Source organism: Leeuwenhoekiella palythoae, from assembly GCF_020310025.1.
GTDB lineage: Bacteria > Bacteroidota > Bacteroidia > Flavobacteriales > Flavobacteriaceae > Leeuwenhoekiella > Leeuwenhoekiella palythoae.
This window is the reverse complement of sequence record NZ_CP084318.1, coordinates 458,797-474,811: the sequence shown is the minus strand read 5'-3', so window position 1 is coordinate 474,811 and position 16,015 is coordinate 458,797. Positions and strand designations below refer to the sequence as shown.

The 16,015-nt window shown below is 40.2% G+C and carries 11 protein-coding genes; 6 read left to right on the top strand and 5 right to left on the bottom strand.

Annotated features, from left to right (window positions below; genetic code table 11):
- Nucleotides 1–10 precede the first annotated feature (10 nt).
- On the top strand, nucleotides 11–1,855 hold the full coding sequence (locus LDL79_RS02005) for a RagB/SusD family nutrient uptake outer membrane protein (RefSeq protein WP_225598958.1): 1,845 nt from the start codon (nucleotides 11–13) through the stop codon (nucleotides 1,853–1,855).
- 45 nt (nucleotides 1,856–1,900) lie between these two features.
- Nucleotides 1,901–2,572: a DUF3823 domain-containing protein gene (locus LDL79_RS02000; protein WP_225598957.1), complete on the top strand. Its 672-nt coding sequence runs from the start codon at nucleotides 1,901–1,903 to the stop codon at nucleotides 2,570–2,572.
- 1,198 nt (nucleotides 2,573–3,770) lie between these two features.
- Here the strand turns inward: LDL79_RS02000 and LDL79_RS01995 are convergent.
- On the bottom strand, nucleotides 3,771–4,775 hold the full coding sequence (locus tag LDL79_RS01995) for an amidohydrolase family protein (protein ID WP_225598956.1): 1,005 nt from the start codon (nucleotides 4,773–4,775) through the stop codon (nucleotides 3,771–3,773).
- A gap of 100 nt (nucleotides 4,776–4,875) precedes the next feature.
- Here LDL79_RS01995 and LDL79_RS01990 point away from each other — a divergent pair, with 100 nt between their 5' ends.
- Nucleotides 4,876–6,240: a Gfo/Idh/MocA family oxidoreductase gene (locus LDL79_RS01990; RefSeq protein WP_225598955.1), complete on the top strand. Its 1,365-nt coding sequence runs from the start codon at nucleotides 4,876–4,878 to the stop codon at nucleotides 6,238–6,240.
- 313 nt (nucleotides 6,241–6,553) lie between these two features.
- Here the strand turns inward: LDL79_RS01990 and LDL79_RS01985 are convergent, their stop codons facing one another.
- A complete protein-coding gene (locus LDL79_RS01985) occupies nucleotides 6,554–6,727 on the bottom strand; it encodes a hypothetical protein (protein ID WP_009780932.1) in 174 nt (57 codons plus the stop codon).
- Nucleotides 6,728–7,148: 421 nt separating this feature from the next.
- Between LDL79_RS01985 and LDL79_RS01980 the strand changes: the two genes are divergently transcribed.
- The 3 genes from LDL79_RS01980 to LDL79_RS01970 all read left to right on the top strand — a co-directional run bounded on the left by LDL79_RS01980 (nucleotide 7,149) and on the right by LDL79_RS01970 (nucleotide 10,330).
- Nucleotides 7,149–8,261: a metallophosphoesterase gene (locus tag LDL79_RS01980; RefSeq protein WP_050759331.1), complete on the top strand. Its 1,113-nt coding sequence runs from the start codon at nucleotides 7,149–7,151 to the stop codon at nucleotides 8,259–8,261.
- Nucleotides 8,262–8,355: 94 nt separating this feature from the next.
- A complete protein-coding gene (locus LDL79_RS01975) occupies nucleotides 8,356–9,357 on the top strand; it encodes an aldo/keto reductase (RefSeq protein ID WP_009780930.1) in 1,002 nt (333 codons plus the stop codon).
- Between the two features lie 58 nt (nucleotides 9,358–9,415).
- The gene (locus tag LDL79_RS01970; protein ID WP_040532822.1) at nucleotides 9,416–10,330 is read left to right on the top strand and encodes a helix-turn-helix domain-containing protein; all 915 of its coding nucleotides are present in this window, start codon (nucleotides 9,416–9,418) and stop codon (nucleotides 10,328–10,330) included.
- An 85-nt stretch (nucleotides 10,331–10,415) separates the two neighbouring features.
- On the opposite strand, the gene LDL79_RS01965 is transcribed toward LDL79_RS01970, so the two are convergent.
- The 3 genes from LDL79_RS01965 to LDL79_RS01955 form a co-directional block, all read right to left on the bottom strand.
- On the bottom strand, nucleotides 10,416–11,501 hold the full coding sequence (locus tag LDL79_RS01965) for an adenylate/guanylate cyclase domain-containing protein (protein WP_040532817.1): 1,086 nt from the start codon (nucleotides 11,499–11,501) through the stop codon (nucleotides 10,416–10,418).
- Nucleotides 11,502–11,572: 71 nt separating this feature from the next.
- Entirely contained in the window at nucleotides 11,573–12,829 is a 1,257-nt protein-coding gene (locus tag LDL79_RS01960) for a TolC family protein (protein WP_009780927.1), read from the bottom strand.
- 55 nt (nucleotides 12,830–12,884) lie between these two features.
- Nucleotides 12,885–16,010, bottom strand: a complete 3,126-nt coding sequence (locus LDL79_RS01955; RefSeq protein WP_225598954.1) for an efflux RND transporter permease subunit — start codon at nucleotides 16,008–16,010, stop codon at nucleotides 12,885–12,887.
- Between the last annotated feature and the right edge of the window lie 5 nt (nucleotides 16,011–16,015).

Here is a 16,015-nt window from a genome sequence, read left to right as displayed (position 1 = left end):
AAAAATGACAATGAAAATTAAAATAGTACACTTTTTATGTTTAGCCATGCTTGTCGCGTGCTTTAGCTGCGATAATGACGGTTGGCTAGAACGTGATCCAAAAAATATAATCGACGATGACCAGTTATGGAACGACCCCGAGTTGGTCGTATCCCTTCTGGCCAATTATTATGACCGTATTCCTTCTATGCACGGCGTGTTTTATTCCGGTGGAATGGCCGAAATAGACGATGCGATGTGGTCAGGACACTTTGATCAAAACTGGCGCAACGACTTTCAGTATGGCAATGATTACGGGCGGTATTGGGATTACACCTTTATTCGCGACATCAACTTGGCGTTAGAAAATCTGGAAGAATTTGGTACAGAAATCAGTGAGACCCAAAAGGCACAGTTTAATGGGGAGCTTCGGTTTATACGCGCAATGGTTTATTTTGAAATGGTAAAGCGTATGGGCGGGGTGCCGCTCGTGACGGAGCAGTTGATTTACGACTATAGCGGGAATCCGGAATACCTTCAGGTGCCACGTGCTAAAGAGTACGAGGTCTATGATTTTATCTTTGAGGAGATGGAAGCCATTAAAGGTAATTTAAGTAGCAATGAAGGAAGCCGTACGCGTGCTAACCGTATTACTGCCTTAGCTTTAGAAAGTAGAGCGATGCTTTACGCAGCTTCTTTAGCGAAATACAACAATCTGATGGATACGCCAATAACCCTTCCGGGAGAAGAAGTAGGAATTCCTGCAAGTATGGCTACCGGCTATTATGAGAAGGCTTTGGCTGCCTCTCAAGAGATCATTGAAGATAGCGGTTATGCATTGTACAATCAGAATGCCAATAAGCAGATGAACTTTTATGAGATGCTTATGGATAAAGCCAGCAGCGAGATCATTTTTGCTAAAGATTATGAGACCAGTCTAAAAACACACGGATTTACTTTTGAGAATATTCCGCGTAGTTTGACTGATGATAACGAATATCCTACTAACCTTACCCCATCATTAAATCTGGTAGAAAGCTTTGATTACTTAGACGGCTCAGACGGAACTTTAAATATTGAAGATACAGATGGAACTCCTATTGTTTACGATGAGATCACCGGTATTTTTGATAATAAAGATGCACGTCTTTACGGAACGGTGATCTACCCGGGGACCGAGTTTGGCGGTTCGCCGGTAAAATTACAAGCGGGTGTAGCCGTTTATCAAGAAAGCGGAGCGTACGAATTGCTAACAGCACAAGAATTAGGAAGTACGTATGATGACGGCGGATTGTTCACCGGTGCAGATGGCCCGCAGGACAATGCACAGTTTGTAAGCAACACCGGGTTTTATATGCGTAAGTTTTTAAGTGATGCTTCCGGAGCGAGTTTACGAGGGGTAGCGTCACAAAACTGGTGGCCTTGGTTTAGACTGGGGGAGATCTATTTGAATGCTGCAGAAGCAGCCTTTGAGCTCAATCAGCCTGCCGTAGCAACGGGTTATATCAATACGTTACGGGAGCGTGCCGGTTTCCCTGAAAACAGTATTGCAACCGTAACGCTTCAGGATATTCGTGAGGAGCGCCGTACCGAGTTGGCTTTTGAAGATCATAGATTCTTTGATCTTAAGCGCTGGAGAGTTGCGCACGAAGTATGGGACGGTGATGAGTCTAATGAGAATGCGGTGGTTTATGGCGTGTTTCCATATCGTATCGTGCGTCCCGGACATCCAGACAATGATAAATACATCTATCAAAAGTTACGTCCTACTCGTTTTAGAAGAGCGCGCTTATTCCGCTTTGCGAATTACTACGCCTCTATAGATCAAGGCGTTTTGAACAACAATCCTAAATTGGTTAGAAATCCGTTTCATTAAGAAGACCGCTTCTTAAAAGGAGTTCTTTTTTTAAAAATGAATTTTATGAGAAAAACAATAATATATAGTTTCATCGCGCTGAGTGTGGTGCTTACGGGCTGTGAAAAAGATAATTTTGACGAACCGGCTGCTATACTTGAAGGCCAGATCACTTATGATGGCGCACCGGTGAGTGTACGTTCAAACAGTGCCGAACTTGAGCTTTGGCAAGATGGGTATGCCCTAAATGAGTTTATTCCGGTTTATATCGCTCAGGACGGAAGTTATTCCGTCAGTTTGTTTGATGGAGAATACAAATTGGTACGTAAAGGGGGCGACCCTTGGCAGCCGCAGCTTACAGACACCATTGTTATCAATGTAAACGGAAGAACAGAACTTGATGTACCGGTCACTCCGTACATCACCTTAACCGATGCCAGCTATGCTGTTTCGGGAAGTTCGCTCTCTGCCGATTTTCAGATCAATCAAGTAGTATCCGGCAGCGAGTTGCAGGAGGTATTTGTATTTATGAGCAACTCGGTTCTTTTAGATCGAAATATCAATGATTATGCGGAAGCACTACCGGTAGAAGCGTTTTCTTTTGGAAGCCCAGCATCGGTTTCTGTTAGTATTCCGGAAGATTTACAAAATGCAGAATATGTTTTTGTACGTATTGGCGCACGCTCTTCCAATTCAAATGAATTGATCTATACCCAAGCAGAGAAAATCGAATTGTAAGTACAACATTTGAATATGTTCTAATCCCTGTAAGCTTTTGTTTACAGGGATTTTTTATGGGGCTATTCAAGGATTGAATTTCGTAAGGTTGAAGTTATAGTAAAAGATTACATACACGCGATACCATTCCTAATATTCATTGGGACAGGCAGCGCGAGGTTTTTGTACGAACTTATTAAGGTCATTTTAATATGTTTTCTTTCAAATCACGTTCTGTTCATTTTCTTTACCATTACTAATTCGACTAGCATTTTCACATAGCACAACAGGTGCATTCCTCTCCCTGTGGTCGTCGGATGCAGAAAAGAAACGACGCCCTCGCTTAGGAATTTTTCGCTATCGCGAAAACCGCCTTGTCAGCTCCGCGTCGCTATCGCTCCTGTCCTTCGGAGCTTCCTACGTCTATTCTGAACCGAGGGAGTTTTGATTTCGCGTAACCCTTCGGGTATGAATGTGTGTAACGCTTATGAATAAGAGCTGTCATACTGTCCCGATAACTATCGGGATTGTTTCAGCATCTCATCAGCTAGGCTTCTCTCCCGAAAGCTTTCGGGATGCGCTCGAAGTGACATTAGCGTTGTGTTTTGTATTATAAAAAGCAAACTCAAAACAATAAACCCTAAACAGAAAACTGCCCACTGCCACTGACTACTGAACTCTGCATTTCGTATTTCTACTTTTGTATATTACATTTTATCAAACCCTTCGGGTACGAGTAGAAATTCTTTTCACAACAATCATTCATCTCGACGACTTCCGATAGCTATTGGGAAGATCACACAAGTTGCTAACTCCCTTCTTTTGCGGGAGAAGGGCTGGGGATGAGGGCTTTTAATGAGGCGCACACCAGATGTGATTTCTCCCGATGGTCGAAATGACTGTACTGCTCTTAACACGCGATACCATTCCCGATATGCATTGGGACAGGAAGCGTGAGAACGCCTTAGAATAATAAATCACGAATAATGAATAGCGCAATTGCCCACTGCGAACTGACCTTGATGACTGCAAAAAGCTTCTCTCCCGAAAGCTTTCGGGATGCGCTCGAAGTGACAGCTCGTAGCTTATTTGTATCTCGTACTTCTGACTTTGTACTTTAATACGGAATAATAAATCAGAAATAAAAAACTATAACAATAGCAAACTGCTCATTAAGACTGCCTACTGGTACTGCCCACTGAATTTCGTATCTCTTCTTTTAAAAATCGGTTTGGGGAAGGTCTAGCTTGTAGGTGGCTACGGCGTTGCTGTAAAAGATTTTTTTCAAGACGGGTTGCGGCAGGTTTAAACCTTTAAAGCTTCCGGTGAATTCAGGAGCTTCCATAATATGGTCTGTGGCAAAGAACTCCCAGTGATACTTCCAAAGTTGTTCTAGTTTGGCGGCAATGGTTTCCGCAGAGGTACTTCCGTCATCAATAACATCAGTGCCATAAATGATGCGATCCTGATAGTCTATAAAAAACTGACGGACTTTTTTCCAATCCTGCATTGCTTGCAGCTGTACGTGGCAAATGCGTTCGGCAAGATCTGTTTTCGTATTGGGAAACCGGTCGAGCCGCTTAGCGACCTCGTCGAGATCATATTCCATACTAAACAAATGCAAGCCTACATAGTTCAACTTTGGATAGCGTTCTAACACCCGGTCCCGTGCGGCCATATGCGTTTCGTAAGACGGGTAGTGCTTGTTTTTAAACATATGGTATTCGGGATGCGCAGCAAAATAGTTCCGGTCAGAAGCGACAGTCATTTCTTCCAGCGGTAACCAGCAATTACGCGGTTCGCCTTGATGGTTGATCAATAAAATTCCGGCATCGCTCAAGTATTGAAAAATGGGATCAAAACGTGCATCATCAAGCAAAACAAAATTCCCTTGCGCGTCTTTCAGGTTTTCGTCCATCCCAATATTCTTCCAGATCTTAACGCCCTTGGCACCGGCGGCAATTCCGGCTTTAATTTGTTCCATAGCGTGAGGGAGCCAGCGGGGGGTATTCCAATATTGAGTATCAAAGGAGGTGATAAAAAACGAACGCTGCGCACTTTTGTTTAGGGTAGTGATCATCTCTTGTTGCGCTTGGAGGTCAATAAAGAAAGGAATATCAGTATTGATGGAAACGAAATACGCATCGTACTGCGCTGCCAGTTGAAGCTTAGTCTGCGTATTGGTATTAAGATGAACGTGAGCATCGATAAAAGGGCGTAACATAGGTTGAGGTTTAGCAGGGTTTTGTAGGACCGAAGGAATGTTTTAATTTAACAAAGATACGAGTAGCAATGAAGCATGCTCCAATGTCAAACTAAAATCTATGAATTCCAGAAGAACGTTTATTAAAGGAACTGCGGTGGTTGGAGCCGGAATAAGTCTTACACCGCATTTGGTTTTTCCACTAAATGCAAAGCCTTTGGCCGAAAAATTAAAACTTGGTTTCATCGGGGTTGGTTTAAGAGGAATCAATCACTTAAACAACGCAATGCGACGAACCGATACGGAAATCACTGCGATTTGCGACATTGATCCGCAGCGCATTGAGATCGCATTAGACCTAATCGATAAACAGGGGAGAAAGAAGCCTTTGGTTTTTGGCAAGCACGAAGAAGATTATTTAAACCTTTTGGATTCAAAAGAAGTAGATGCAGTGATCATTGCTACGCCGTGGTTGTGGCATACCAAGATGGCCGTGGCGGCGATGAAGGCCGGGGTATATGCCGGCTTGGAAGTTTCGGCATCACAAACCATCGAGGAGTGCTGGGATCTGGTAAATACCCACGAGGCGACCGGCACGCATATGATGTTTTTGGAGAATGTGAATTTTCGCAGGGATGTGATGGCCGTGCTCAATATGGTAAAACAACAGGTTTTTGGTGAAATGATTCACTACCGTTGTGGCTATCAACACGACCTTAGAGAAGTGAAGTTTAATGATGGGAAACAACCCTATGGCGGTGGTGTGGAGTTTGGCGAAAAAGGAATCTCTGAAGCAAAATGGCGCACCAAACATTCGGTGTATCGCAACGGGGATACGTATCCTACACACGGAGTGGGACCTATCGCAGTAATGGCAGACATCAACCGGGGTAATCGTTTTGTAAGTATGACTGCCAGTGCTACCAAAGCTGTAGGCCTGCACAATCATATTGTAGCGCAAGCAGGTGCATCGCATCCTAATGCTAAGGTCAAATTTAAGCAAGGCGATGTGATCACGTCTACTATAGCGTGTGCTAACGGAGAAACAATCATTGTGACGCACGACACCAATTTGCCCAGACCTTATTCGTTAGGGTTTAGAGTGCAAGGAGCAAATGGATTATGGGAAAAGGATGGCGACCGAATCTACATCGAAGGCAAATCTGAGCCGCACCGCTGGGATGATGCACAAGAGTGGTTGACCCAATACGACCATCCGGTCTGGAAAAAGTATGAAGCAGAAGCCACCGGAGCCGGTCACGGTGGAATGGATTATTTTGTGATGAAAGCCTTTGTAGAGTCGGCACTCGCTAAGGTTGCTCCACCTATTGATGCTTACGACGCAGCAGCCTGGAGTGCGATCACGCCACTTTCTGAAGCCTCGATTGCCAATAATGGCGAACCGCAAGAATTCCCTGATTTTACACGTGGGCAGTGGGTTGCAAGAAGTCCGTACAACTGGATGAAAGCGGAGTATGGGGAGTGATATAAAACGCATTTTTAATAGCGCCAGGTGGGCTAGCATTGCTTCACCGTAATATCTCCAGTTCAGCAAATGTAAAATTCCCTTCGCTAGCGCTCAGAGGTCTTAAACCAAAAATCCTGCTCAGATACATCTGGCAGGATTTTAATGTTTTTTGTGGAGTCGGGCGGAACGACCAAAATTTTACTGTATCAATGTTTATGAGGCATCACACGGATTTTGAAAAAAGGGGACACCGAATTGGTGATGCGTTAACAAAATTTAACATTTTAAAAATTTTTAACTTTAGCAAATGCAGATAAAATAAATTTATTTATTAAGATATTTTCTCTAAAAAAGATTCGTAAGAAATTCGTTTTCCATTGTCTAAATCTTTTATGCCTTTTTTTATTTCTTTTTGTTCAGATATACTCAATTCATCCCAAAAGTCCGTCTTTTCATTTTCCAATATGATTTTCGATAGTTGCAATTTTGTTGCTTGAATAGCCATACGTGATGTTTTAATCAAATTAACGAATTTATCAGTTGCTTTTCAGTTAGATGATCATGTAGAATTTTAATCTCGTCATTTGAACATGTTTAGAAAAATTAACCAGTTCTAGTCTGAGGTAGCTTACAAATAGTGTTCTTGCTGATGCATTTGTAGCAATGATAACGTACAGAGAGCTTTTCTCTATTCTTGTTATAAATCATTAGGCTTAGCCGAAATTGTAGATTTGAATTGGGCAGATTTGTGCAGTATAATTATTACATTTCTTTGTTAACTTAAAGAGTTGATTCATCATAATAACGATACGCTTTTAGTTAAGCATTAAATCGGCCGAAATCAACAAATCTAAACACAAAAAACAGAGATTTAAACCCTTTTCATAAAGCAATAGTTGTGACTTTTGTGGCCAGTAAAAAAATATATGAATTGGTTTCTGGTCATCGCTGTTTCGATTTGTGCTGCGCTATTGCTGTTTCTAGGGTATAGAATTACCGGAATTGGTACGTATTCTTGGCTTCTAGCATCCCTTATAGTGGGTACGGTATTGCTATACCCATTGGTATGGTATGGCGTTTTACCTGAAAAACCAGATTTGATTCTTAGAGCCCTAGTGCATTTCGATATCGGTCTACTTGGTCTACTGCTTACATTTCTTATCCTTAGAGACATCCTTTTTCTTCCATTGGTCTATTTAAAGGTGGAATGGGTATCTATTGTGTTTTCAAAATCTGCGACTTCATTTTTGTTTAGTTTCTCTTTTTTATTGCTCGCAGTAGGTTTTTGGAAAGCTAAGCTAGGACCGGAATTGGTAAGCGTTGAGATACCAATCAATAATCTACCCTCATCTTTAGAAAATTATAAAATTGTTCAAATCAGCGACCTACATACAGGCCCGGGTATTGACGCTACTTATGTAAATAATGCGGTAGAGATGGCGCTAAACCAAAAAGCAGATCTTGTTGTTTTAACTGGAGATATTGCTGATGGAAGTTTTGAAAGATATCAATCTTATCTAGCGTCTCTCTCAAAACTAACAGTGCAAAGTCAGGTTTTGTATGTCGTCGGAAATCACGAGTACCTCAAAGACAGTGATAAATGGTTAGCGTATTTCAAGAGTTTGGGTATTCAGGTGTTGATGAATGAACATCTTGTCGTTCCTGAAAAGGAAAGATCCATCCTTTTTGCCGGAGTCATCGATCCGGAAGTAAAAGAAGTGGATCCTGGCAGTGGACCTGATCTTCAGAAAGCACTTTTGGGAAGTCCGGAGACAGACCTTAAAATTTTATTAGCGCATCAACCCAATATTGCCGAGGAAGCTGCTCCCTATTTTGACTTACAACTTTCAGGGCATACGCATGCAGGACAGTTCTTCCCCTGGAATATTCTTATAAAACTTTTTCAGCCATATACGAAAGGACTTAACAAATGTGAAAATATGTGGGTCTATACCAATTCTGGAACCGGCTACTGGGGACCACCATTTAGATTGGGAACCACTTCAGAAATCACCGTACTCAAATTGACAAAACAATAGCTGAAGAGCGATTTGCATACAAACCTAAGAGATTTGAACACTTACAAGGACACTTCTTTCCTGAACTTTGTATCCGAATTAAAAACGAGAACTAATGAAAAAAGTAAAATTAGGATCACAAGGATTGGTCGTTCCACAAGTAGGACTTGGATGTATGGGAATGACCAAATTTGCCGGTCACGATGTGTACAAAACCGCAGACCAAGAAGAAGCCATTAATACCATTCACCGAGCACTGGAGCTGGGCGGTAACTTCTTAGATACTGCCGACCAATACGGTCCCGGAGACAATGAGCGCCTCCTTGGAAAAGCAATTCAGGGCAAGCGAGATCAGTATACCATTGCGACAAAGTTTGGTTACGAAATAAATGATAAGGGTGAATTAACCTGGAAAGTAAACGCAACACCCGAATATGTACGCACGGCTGTAGAGCGCTCTTTGAAAAATCTGAATACAGATTATATCGATTTGTATTACCTGCACCGTTTAGACCCCAATGTTCCTATTGAAGATACTATCGGAGCGATGGCGGATTTGGTCAAAGAAGGAAAAGTGAAATACCTTGGACTTTCTGAAGTCACTGCAGAAACTATAAAAAGAGCGCACAATATACATCCTATTTCAGCATTACAAACCGAATATTCATTGTTTGAAAGAACGGTAGAAGAAGCAGGTATTTTAAAGGCATTGGATGAAATGGGAATCGGTTTTGTGCCGTATTCACCTTTAGGTAGAGGTTTTATAACCGGAGATATTAAAAGTCCGTCAGACTTAAAGGAAGGCGATTGGCGTTTGAATATTCCTCGTTTTCAAGGAGAACAGTTTCAAAAAAATCTTGATTTGGTACAAGAAATTGAACTAATAGCAAACGAGAAACAAGTGACTACTGCGCAGTTGGCTTTGGCTTGGGTTTTAGTTAAAGGTTATGTTCCAATACCGGGAACCAGCAAAAGAACCCATTTAGAAAAGAACTTTGAGGCTACAAATATTATATTGAGCAATGAAGATGTGCAGCGTTTAGAACGGATTGTTCCACTAGGAGCAGACACAGGTGCAAGATATGATGCCCACGGAATGGAAAGTATTGATCAATAAGTTAACTACTTAAGAAAGGAAACAGCACAACTGTTTCCTTTTTTACTATTTTTAAATTATGAATAAAAAATCTTTTAAACACGTTTCCTCCGTGACCGAAGTGCATCGTATGCTCAATATAAAGTCACCAAAACATCCTCTTATAAGTGTCATCAATCTTGATGAATTAAACGAGGTCAACGAAGCTGTTCCCGGAAGTTTTATCAATGATTTTTATTCTGTTTTTATCAAAAAAGATTTTGATGGAAAAATGAAGTACGGCCAGCAATGGTATGATTTTGATGAGGGCGTAATGATTTTCTGTGGTCCCGGACAATTGATAGCTGTAGAAACCCCGGGCAAGAATAAACCACAAGGATGGTGGCTGCTATTTCACCCAGATTTTTTACAAACCTATCCTCTTGCCAATCGTATTAATGAGTTTGGTTTTTTTAAATACGAAATGAACGAAGCTTTACATTTATCTGATGAGGAAGAAGCCAATATTGGTGGCATTATGGAGCATATTCACAAGGAATACCAAACTTCGATAGACCATTTTAGTCAGGATGTAATCATTTCACATTTAGAAGTACTATTAAACTATTCCAATCGATATTATAATCGGCAATTTATAACCCGAAAACCTGCCAACACGAGTTTATTGAGCAAGTTAGAGCAAACATTAAATGATTATTTTGAAAAAGGTTTACCACTCCACAACGGACTCCCAACAGTTGGATTTCTATCCAATGCGTTACACGTTTCTCCAAATTATTTGAGTGATATGTTAAGAGCCACCACAGGTCAAACTACCCAACATTATATTCACCAAAAGGTAATTGAAAAATCAAAGGTGATGCTCAGTACAAGCGATTTGACAGCCTCAGAAGTAGCCTATCAAATGGGCTTCGATTATCCGCAGTCATTTAGTAAACTTTTTAAAGCAAAGACAAAAATGTCACCCATTCAATTTAGAAAATCCTTGAATTGATAGTTCTGGAACTCCGATGAATAACTTTTATAGCTGTATAATCATTTCTACTCTATTTTTTAAATTTTGGGAAAAGAATCATTAATCATTCTTCTTCCACTGAAAATAGATTGATAGGATGCTCTCTCCCTTCAAGATAATGTGAACCTAGCGCAGTAACTTTAAAGTTTAGGGCTATTTCCTCATTCTGATTTACCTCTTCTGAAATAAGTATTTTTTTATTCACAGTTTTGCAAAGTCTCTGTATTCTAGAACATACATTCATGGTGTCACCGTGAAAGGCAATTTCCCTTTTCAGGTCACCAATTTCAATAGCAGTAACGATTCCCTGATGTATACCGGCACGGAAAAACGGCACTGTTCCGTAAACAGAATTATAATAATCCTTTCTTTTTTCAAATCTTTTGTGTACTGCGAACAAGAATTTAATGGCTTTTAATGTATTAAAGTGTTCTAACTTCCAGGTAAGTACAATCTCATCGCCAACATATTGATAGATATGAGCTTTAAAGATTTTAGCTGCTTGGTTGACCTCCATAATGCTTTCCTGAATAAAACTACTATACTTTAAGTGCCCCAATTCTTCAGCCAAATGGGTAGAATCTTTGAGATCCAGAAATATAAAGATCCTTTTTTCTTCCTTAGGGAATCGATATTTACCAAGGATCATAGGCATAGTAAACCCGGGGCTGTTTTTACTGATCATTTCATTTATAAAGCTGACAATAAAAATCATAAACAAGGTATAAGTTAGGATGATAATATCAAAATTCCTCGTATTTGAAGGTGTTGTCGAATATCCACTTATAAATAAGTAACTATAGTCATTTAATACATTTTTTATGACGTTCAAAATAAGCCATAGAGCAACAAAATAAAAAATCGTCCTAACCAGACTGTTAACAATCAGAGAGCTACTTTTAAATGGCAATATTTTCAGTAATCCTTCCACTAGAGAAAGTACAGTTGCAGTTAAAAAACCAAATGCCATAAAAAAAAGAAAAAGCTTGGGGAATTTAATATTCCAATTAATGTCTAATGGCGTTTTTACCATTTGTGCCGTGAAATATAGTACGACCAACAGCACTCCATAGGCTACAAACCAAAAGCCAACCTGCCTGAAAAACAACCTCAAAAGTGGATATTGGTACAGGAGGCTTGATCTAAACATTCTTTTGTAATTAATATTATTAAAATATGGATGGTATTATGAAATGGACACAACCAAGAACTTACTGATTATTATAAGTTATCTGTTACAAATAAATAATTGGATTCTGCAATTTTATAATTGGCATAGGCATTGGCGTATTCGGTTTCGGCCGATTCTACTTGTTGTTGTGCGTCTAATAGATCGGTAAGATTATTAAGTCCGCTGTTGTAATTATCCCGTTGTACCTTTAGGTTCTCGTTGGCATACTCCAGATTGTCCTTAGCATAATTAATTTGCTTATAGGCATCCATCAGGTCGTACCAGCACTTCATAATGCCTATTTTAAGTTCGTCTTTACGATCTTGGAAATTATTCTGGACAATTTTTTCCTGCAAGGCTTTTTGCTTTACTTTATGACGCCCGGCTCCCCACCAATCGGAGATGGGAATGCTTACCATCCCAAAGGCAAACGGCATAAACTGACTCTCAATCGCATCGTTGAACGTCCCGAAATAACCCGCATTAACTCCCACAGAAACCTGTGGTAATACGTCTGATTTTGTAATTTTTGTTTGTAGTTGCGATGCGGTTATCGATTTTTCAAGCAACTTGTAATTATTGTTATTATCAAAATCAAGGTCGGGCTTAGGATATTTAATTCGGGGAGGGGTAACTTGCTTTAATGTATCTGCGACGACTGTAGTTGTATCATAAATTTTCCCTACATAAAGCCCTAAATCAAGTAATGCAAGTTTACGCTGATTACCGAGTTTGCTTTTTTGTAAAAGAACTCTGCTGCGGTTGGTTCTTACCCGCAATAATTGATTTTTAGCGATAAGTCCGGCTGAAAGCAAATCTTGCTGTTGCTTCAGTAATTCATCAAGGTATATTTTACTTGCCCGTATAGCTTTAAGTTGTTCTTGTACTTGTACTAGTTGCCAGTATTTCTGTTCAGTATTGAGAATTACCGAATCCACCGTCTGTTCGGCTTGTATGGTTCGGGTTTCCGCCTGAAGATTTGCCAAAGCGTTAGCACTTCTTATTTTTCCCCCGGCATACACAACTTCGGTCGCTGTTGCCCCTGCCTGATAAAAATTATCGATTCCATCGGGCAGTATTTCTGGTATAGGAGGTATAAAGTCCTTAAACCCATACAGTCCGACCCCCGTAGCGCTAATCTGTGGAAAATAGTTGGCAATAGCTTCTTGTTTGGCAGCTTCAGCTTGTTCAATTCTTATTTTTCCATTTTTGATATCGTTGCTGTACGATAATGCGGCTTGCTTAACTTCCTCTAAATTTAGTTTTTCTTGTGCAAGTAAACTCCCGCAGGACAAAAAACTTAGCATACAACAAATAACTAGGGATGTACTGTTCTTTATTAGCATCTTTTTCATACTATTTCTAGGCGTTTGCATTATTTTCTTTTGTTTCTCCTTTTTCCTCTTCGTCTTTCTCGTTCCTAAAGAACAGCCAGTATAATACGGGTAAAACATATAAAGTAAGTATCATAGACATCATTAAACCAAAAGCGATAACGGTTCCTAATGGTCCCCACAAACTTGATCTACTAATAATCATAGGTGTTACTCCAACAGCTGCTGCAGAGGAGGTAAGGAAAATAGGACGCATTCTTCGTTTGGCGGCGTGTGCGGCAGCTTGGTAAACTGAATGGTCGTGATGAATTCTCAATTCATTAGCAAAATCGATTAATATAATACCGTTTCTTACCACGATCCCGCAAAGTGCCAATAGCCCTAAGAAGGAAGTAAATCCAAAAGGATATTGCATTAACATTAGTCCTAAGGCTGCACCAAATATACTAAGCGGCATTGTGATGAAACTTAATAAGGCTTGTTTAAATTCCTTGAAATGCCAAAGTAGAATTAAGAATATAATAAGAATACTTATGGATAAGGAGATCCCCATAGGCATTAGGTTTTCCTGACTCATTTCGTGTTCGCCTCCATAGTCTACAGTAATGCTATCGGGAAGCATCATTTCTTCTATTTTGGGACGAAGCTTGCCTAATACTACATTAGCTACGGCTCCTTTTTCGATATCTACGCGTACCGTTAAACAGCGCATTCCGTTACGTCTAACAATTTGTTCTTGTTCCCAACCCGGGGCTATTTTGGCTACCTGACGTAGTGGTACTGTTTTACCGGTGTTAGGCGAAATAATGGATAATTCCCTTAGGCTGGAAACCGATTGATTTTTGTGATCTTCAGCCTTTATTTTTACGTTAATAGCGTAATCCCCATCCCAAACCTGTGTGGCATTTAAGCCTTCCATATTCATTGCTATAGTGTTGGCGATATCTTCACTTGTTAGTCCCAGGCGTGATGCTTCGGTTTCATTAACATCAATGGTAAGGGTTTGCTGCATTTCCCCATAATTGGTTCTAGACCAAATGGTTTCCGGAGTTTCCCTTGCCAGATCAATAATTTTGTTTCCGTAGCTTTTCAAGGTGTCAATATTATCACCAAAAAGGCGCACTTCTACCTGCGCAGGTTTGGCAACCATATTCAGCTGTTTCATCCTTACATACGCATTGGTAAACATTTCAGAATATTTTTTATCATATTCTTTTAACACCTCTTCCGTAGCATCGTCTGAGGTAGTGGTCACTAAAATTTGGGCGTAGTTTTTAGCAGGAAGGTTAGGCGCATATACCATATGAAATCTTGGAGAACTTTCGCCTATAAAACTGGTATAGTCTTGAATACGCTCATCTTTTTCCATTACCTTCTCAAACGCTTTAACTACTTTTTCTGTTTCCTCGAGACTGCTGTTTTTAGAAAGATAAACTTCTACTGCAAACTGGTTCCTTTCAATTACCGGAAACAATTCCTGCGATAGGTTAGAGAAAAAGAATACTCCTACAACTATAGAAAGTACACCAATACCTACTGTAATTTTATAATGCTTCATGGCGCTTTCAACACTCTTATCGAAAAAGTGCTGTAACTTTTCTAGCATCGATTTTTTCTTCTCTTTGTCTTCATCCTTTTTGTTATGGTGCAATCCTTTTTTAATGAATATGGTATTGAAGAAGGGCACTAATAATACAGAAATGGCCAGCGAAAGGAATAATGCCAGCATTATGGTATACGGAAAGGTACTTAAAAAGTCTTTCGCAGTTCCCGACATAAAGAATACCAAAGGCAGGAAAGTGGCCGATATCGCAAGGGTTGCTGTAAATACCGATGGGAAAAGTTCTTTGGCACTGTTAAGGGCTGCTTTCCAAACGGATTGCCCTTCATCTAGTTTTTCCACGTGGTTGTCTATCACCACAATGGGATCATCTACGACAATTCCCAGCACGATAATTAGAGCAGCTAAGGTTACAGTATTCAGCTCCATTCCCAGCATAAACATTAACGCTAGTGTTGCCAGAATGGTTATAGGAATGGTGGCTGCGGCAACTGAAGCTACACGAAAAGGCAAAAGCAGTAGCGTTACAATAATTACCCCTGCAAGGGCAAAGCCGAATTCTTTAAGGAAGTGGCTTATGGAATGATGAACTACTTCGGGCTGATTTGCGATTTTTCTTAACTGAATATCCTGCGGAAGTTGTTCTTGAAAAGTATCCAGTTTTTCATCAATTCGTTCTCCAAATTGTACAATATTATTACCTGAAGCCATCTCTAGCGTGATGATCATCGCTTTGGTTCCGTTAGCGGTAATAAAGGAGTCTGGATCTTCGTATTCTTTTTTTACTTCGGCAATATCTCTTATACGGATCACGCGACCGTCTCGATCGGTGCTTACAATGTGGTTTGAAATATCGGTCACATTTTTAAGGAATACTTTCAAATTTATAGGACGGTCAAAACTAGGCGACTCTAAAGTTCCGTTAGGCCTTATGGTTCCCTGCGATTGCAAGCTTTGCATTAAAGTGCCCGGACTGATACCGAATTGTGCCAATTTGTTTTGGTCTACATAAACCGCAATTTGCTCGGTAAGGCCACCAGAGTGACTAATCTTTGCCATCCCTTCCACCTGACGCAGTTGATCTTCTATTTCTTCTACGTGTTTTTGCAGGTCTTTATAAGGTCTGTTTTTAGATTCTACAGCGAGAATCATCGCGGCAGTACTTCCAAAATCACTATTCACTATAATTCCCTTAACACCGGGAGGAACACTACGTTGCTGAAAGATTAATAGATCATTCTTAAGCTTGTTCCAAAATTGTTCAGTTTCATGGTGGCCTATACGGTCGGCTACTTCCACATAAATATACATTTCGCCTTCTCGCGAATAGGAATAGGTTTTTTCTTTATCTACTTCATTATAGCTGAAGAGAAACTTTTCAACTTTAGCGGTAAGTTGTTCTTCTACTTCTTGTGAATTGGCACCGGGATAAACCCCAATTACCACTCCTTGTCTAATCGTAAATTCAGGAAATTCGTTACGAGGCATATTGAAAAGCCCTAACAAGCCAATCACCACAAAAATAAAAGCTAATGCCAGTGGAAAAGCTTTATTTTTCATTGCCCATTCTATCATAGAACCTTGTTTTTTCATAAAAT

What these genes read in the sequence shown, in the direction of transcription:
- LDL79_RS02005 (WP_225598958.1), top strand. Translation starts at nt 11, where the DNA reads ATGAAAATTAAAATAGTACACTTTTTATGTTTAGCCATGCTTGTCGCG.
- LDL79_RS02000 (WP_225598957.1), top strand. Translation starts at nt 1,901, where the DNA reads ATGAGAAAAACAATAATATATAGTTTCATCGCGCTGAGTGTGGTGCTT.
- LDL79_RS01995 (WP_225598956.1), bottom strand. Translation starts at nt 4,775, where the DNA reads ATGTTACGCCCTTTTATCGATGCTCACGTTCATCTTAATACCAATACG.
- LDL79_RS01990 (WP_225598955.1), top strand. Translation starts at nt 4,876, where the DNA reads ATGAATTCCAGAAGAACGTTTATTAAAGGAACTGCGGTGGTTGGAGCC.
- LDL79_RS01985 (WP_009780932.1), bottom strand. Translation starts at nt 6,727, where the DNA reads ATGGCTATTCAAGCAACAAAATTGCAACTATCGAAAATCATATTGGAA.
- LDL79_RS01980 (WP_050759331.1), top strand. Translation starts at nt 7,149, where the DNA reads ATGAATTGGTTTCTGGTCATCGCTGTTTCGATTTGTGCTGCGCTATTG.
- LDL79_RS01975 (WP_009780930.1), top strand. Translation starts at nt 8,356, where the DNA reads ATGAAAAAAGTAAAATTAGGATCACAAGGATTGGTCGTTCCACAAGTA.
- LDL79_RS01970 (WP_040532822.1), top strand. Translation starts at nt 9,416, where the DNA reads ATGAATAAAAAATCTTTTAAACACGTTTCCTCCGTGACCGAAGTGCAT.
- LDL79_RS01965 (WP_040532817.1), bottom strand. Translation starts at nt 11,501, where the DNA reads ATGTTTAGATCAAGCCTCCTGTACCAATATCCACTTTTGAGGTTGTTT.
- LDL79_RS01960 (WP_009780927.1), bottom strand. Translation starts at nt 12,829, where the DNA reads ATGCTAAGTTTTTTGTCCTGCGGGAGTTTACTTGCACAAGAAAAACTA.
- LDL79_RS01955 (WP_225598954.1), bottom strand. Translation starts at nt 16,010, where the DNA reads ATGAAAAAACAAGGTTCTATGATAGAATGGGCAATGAAAAATAAAGCT.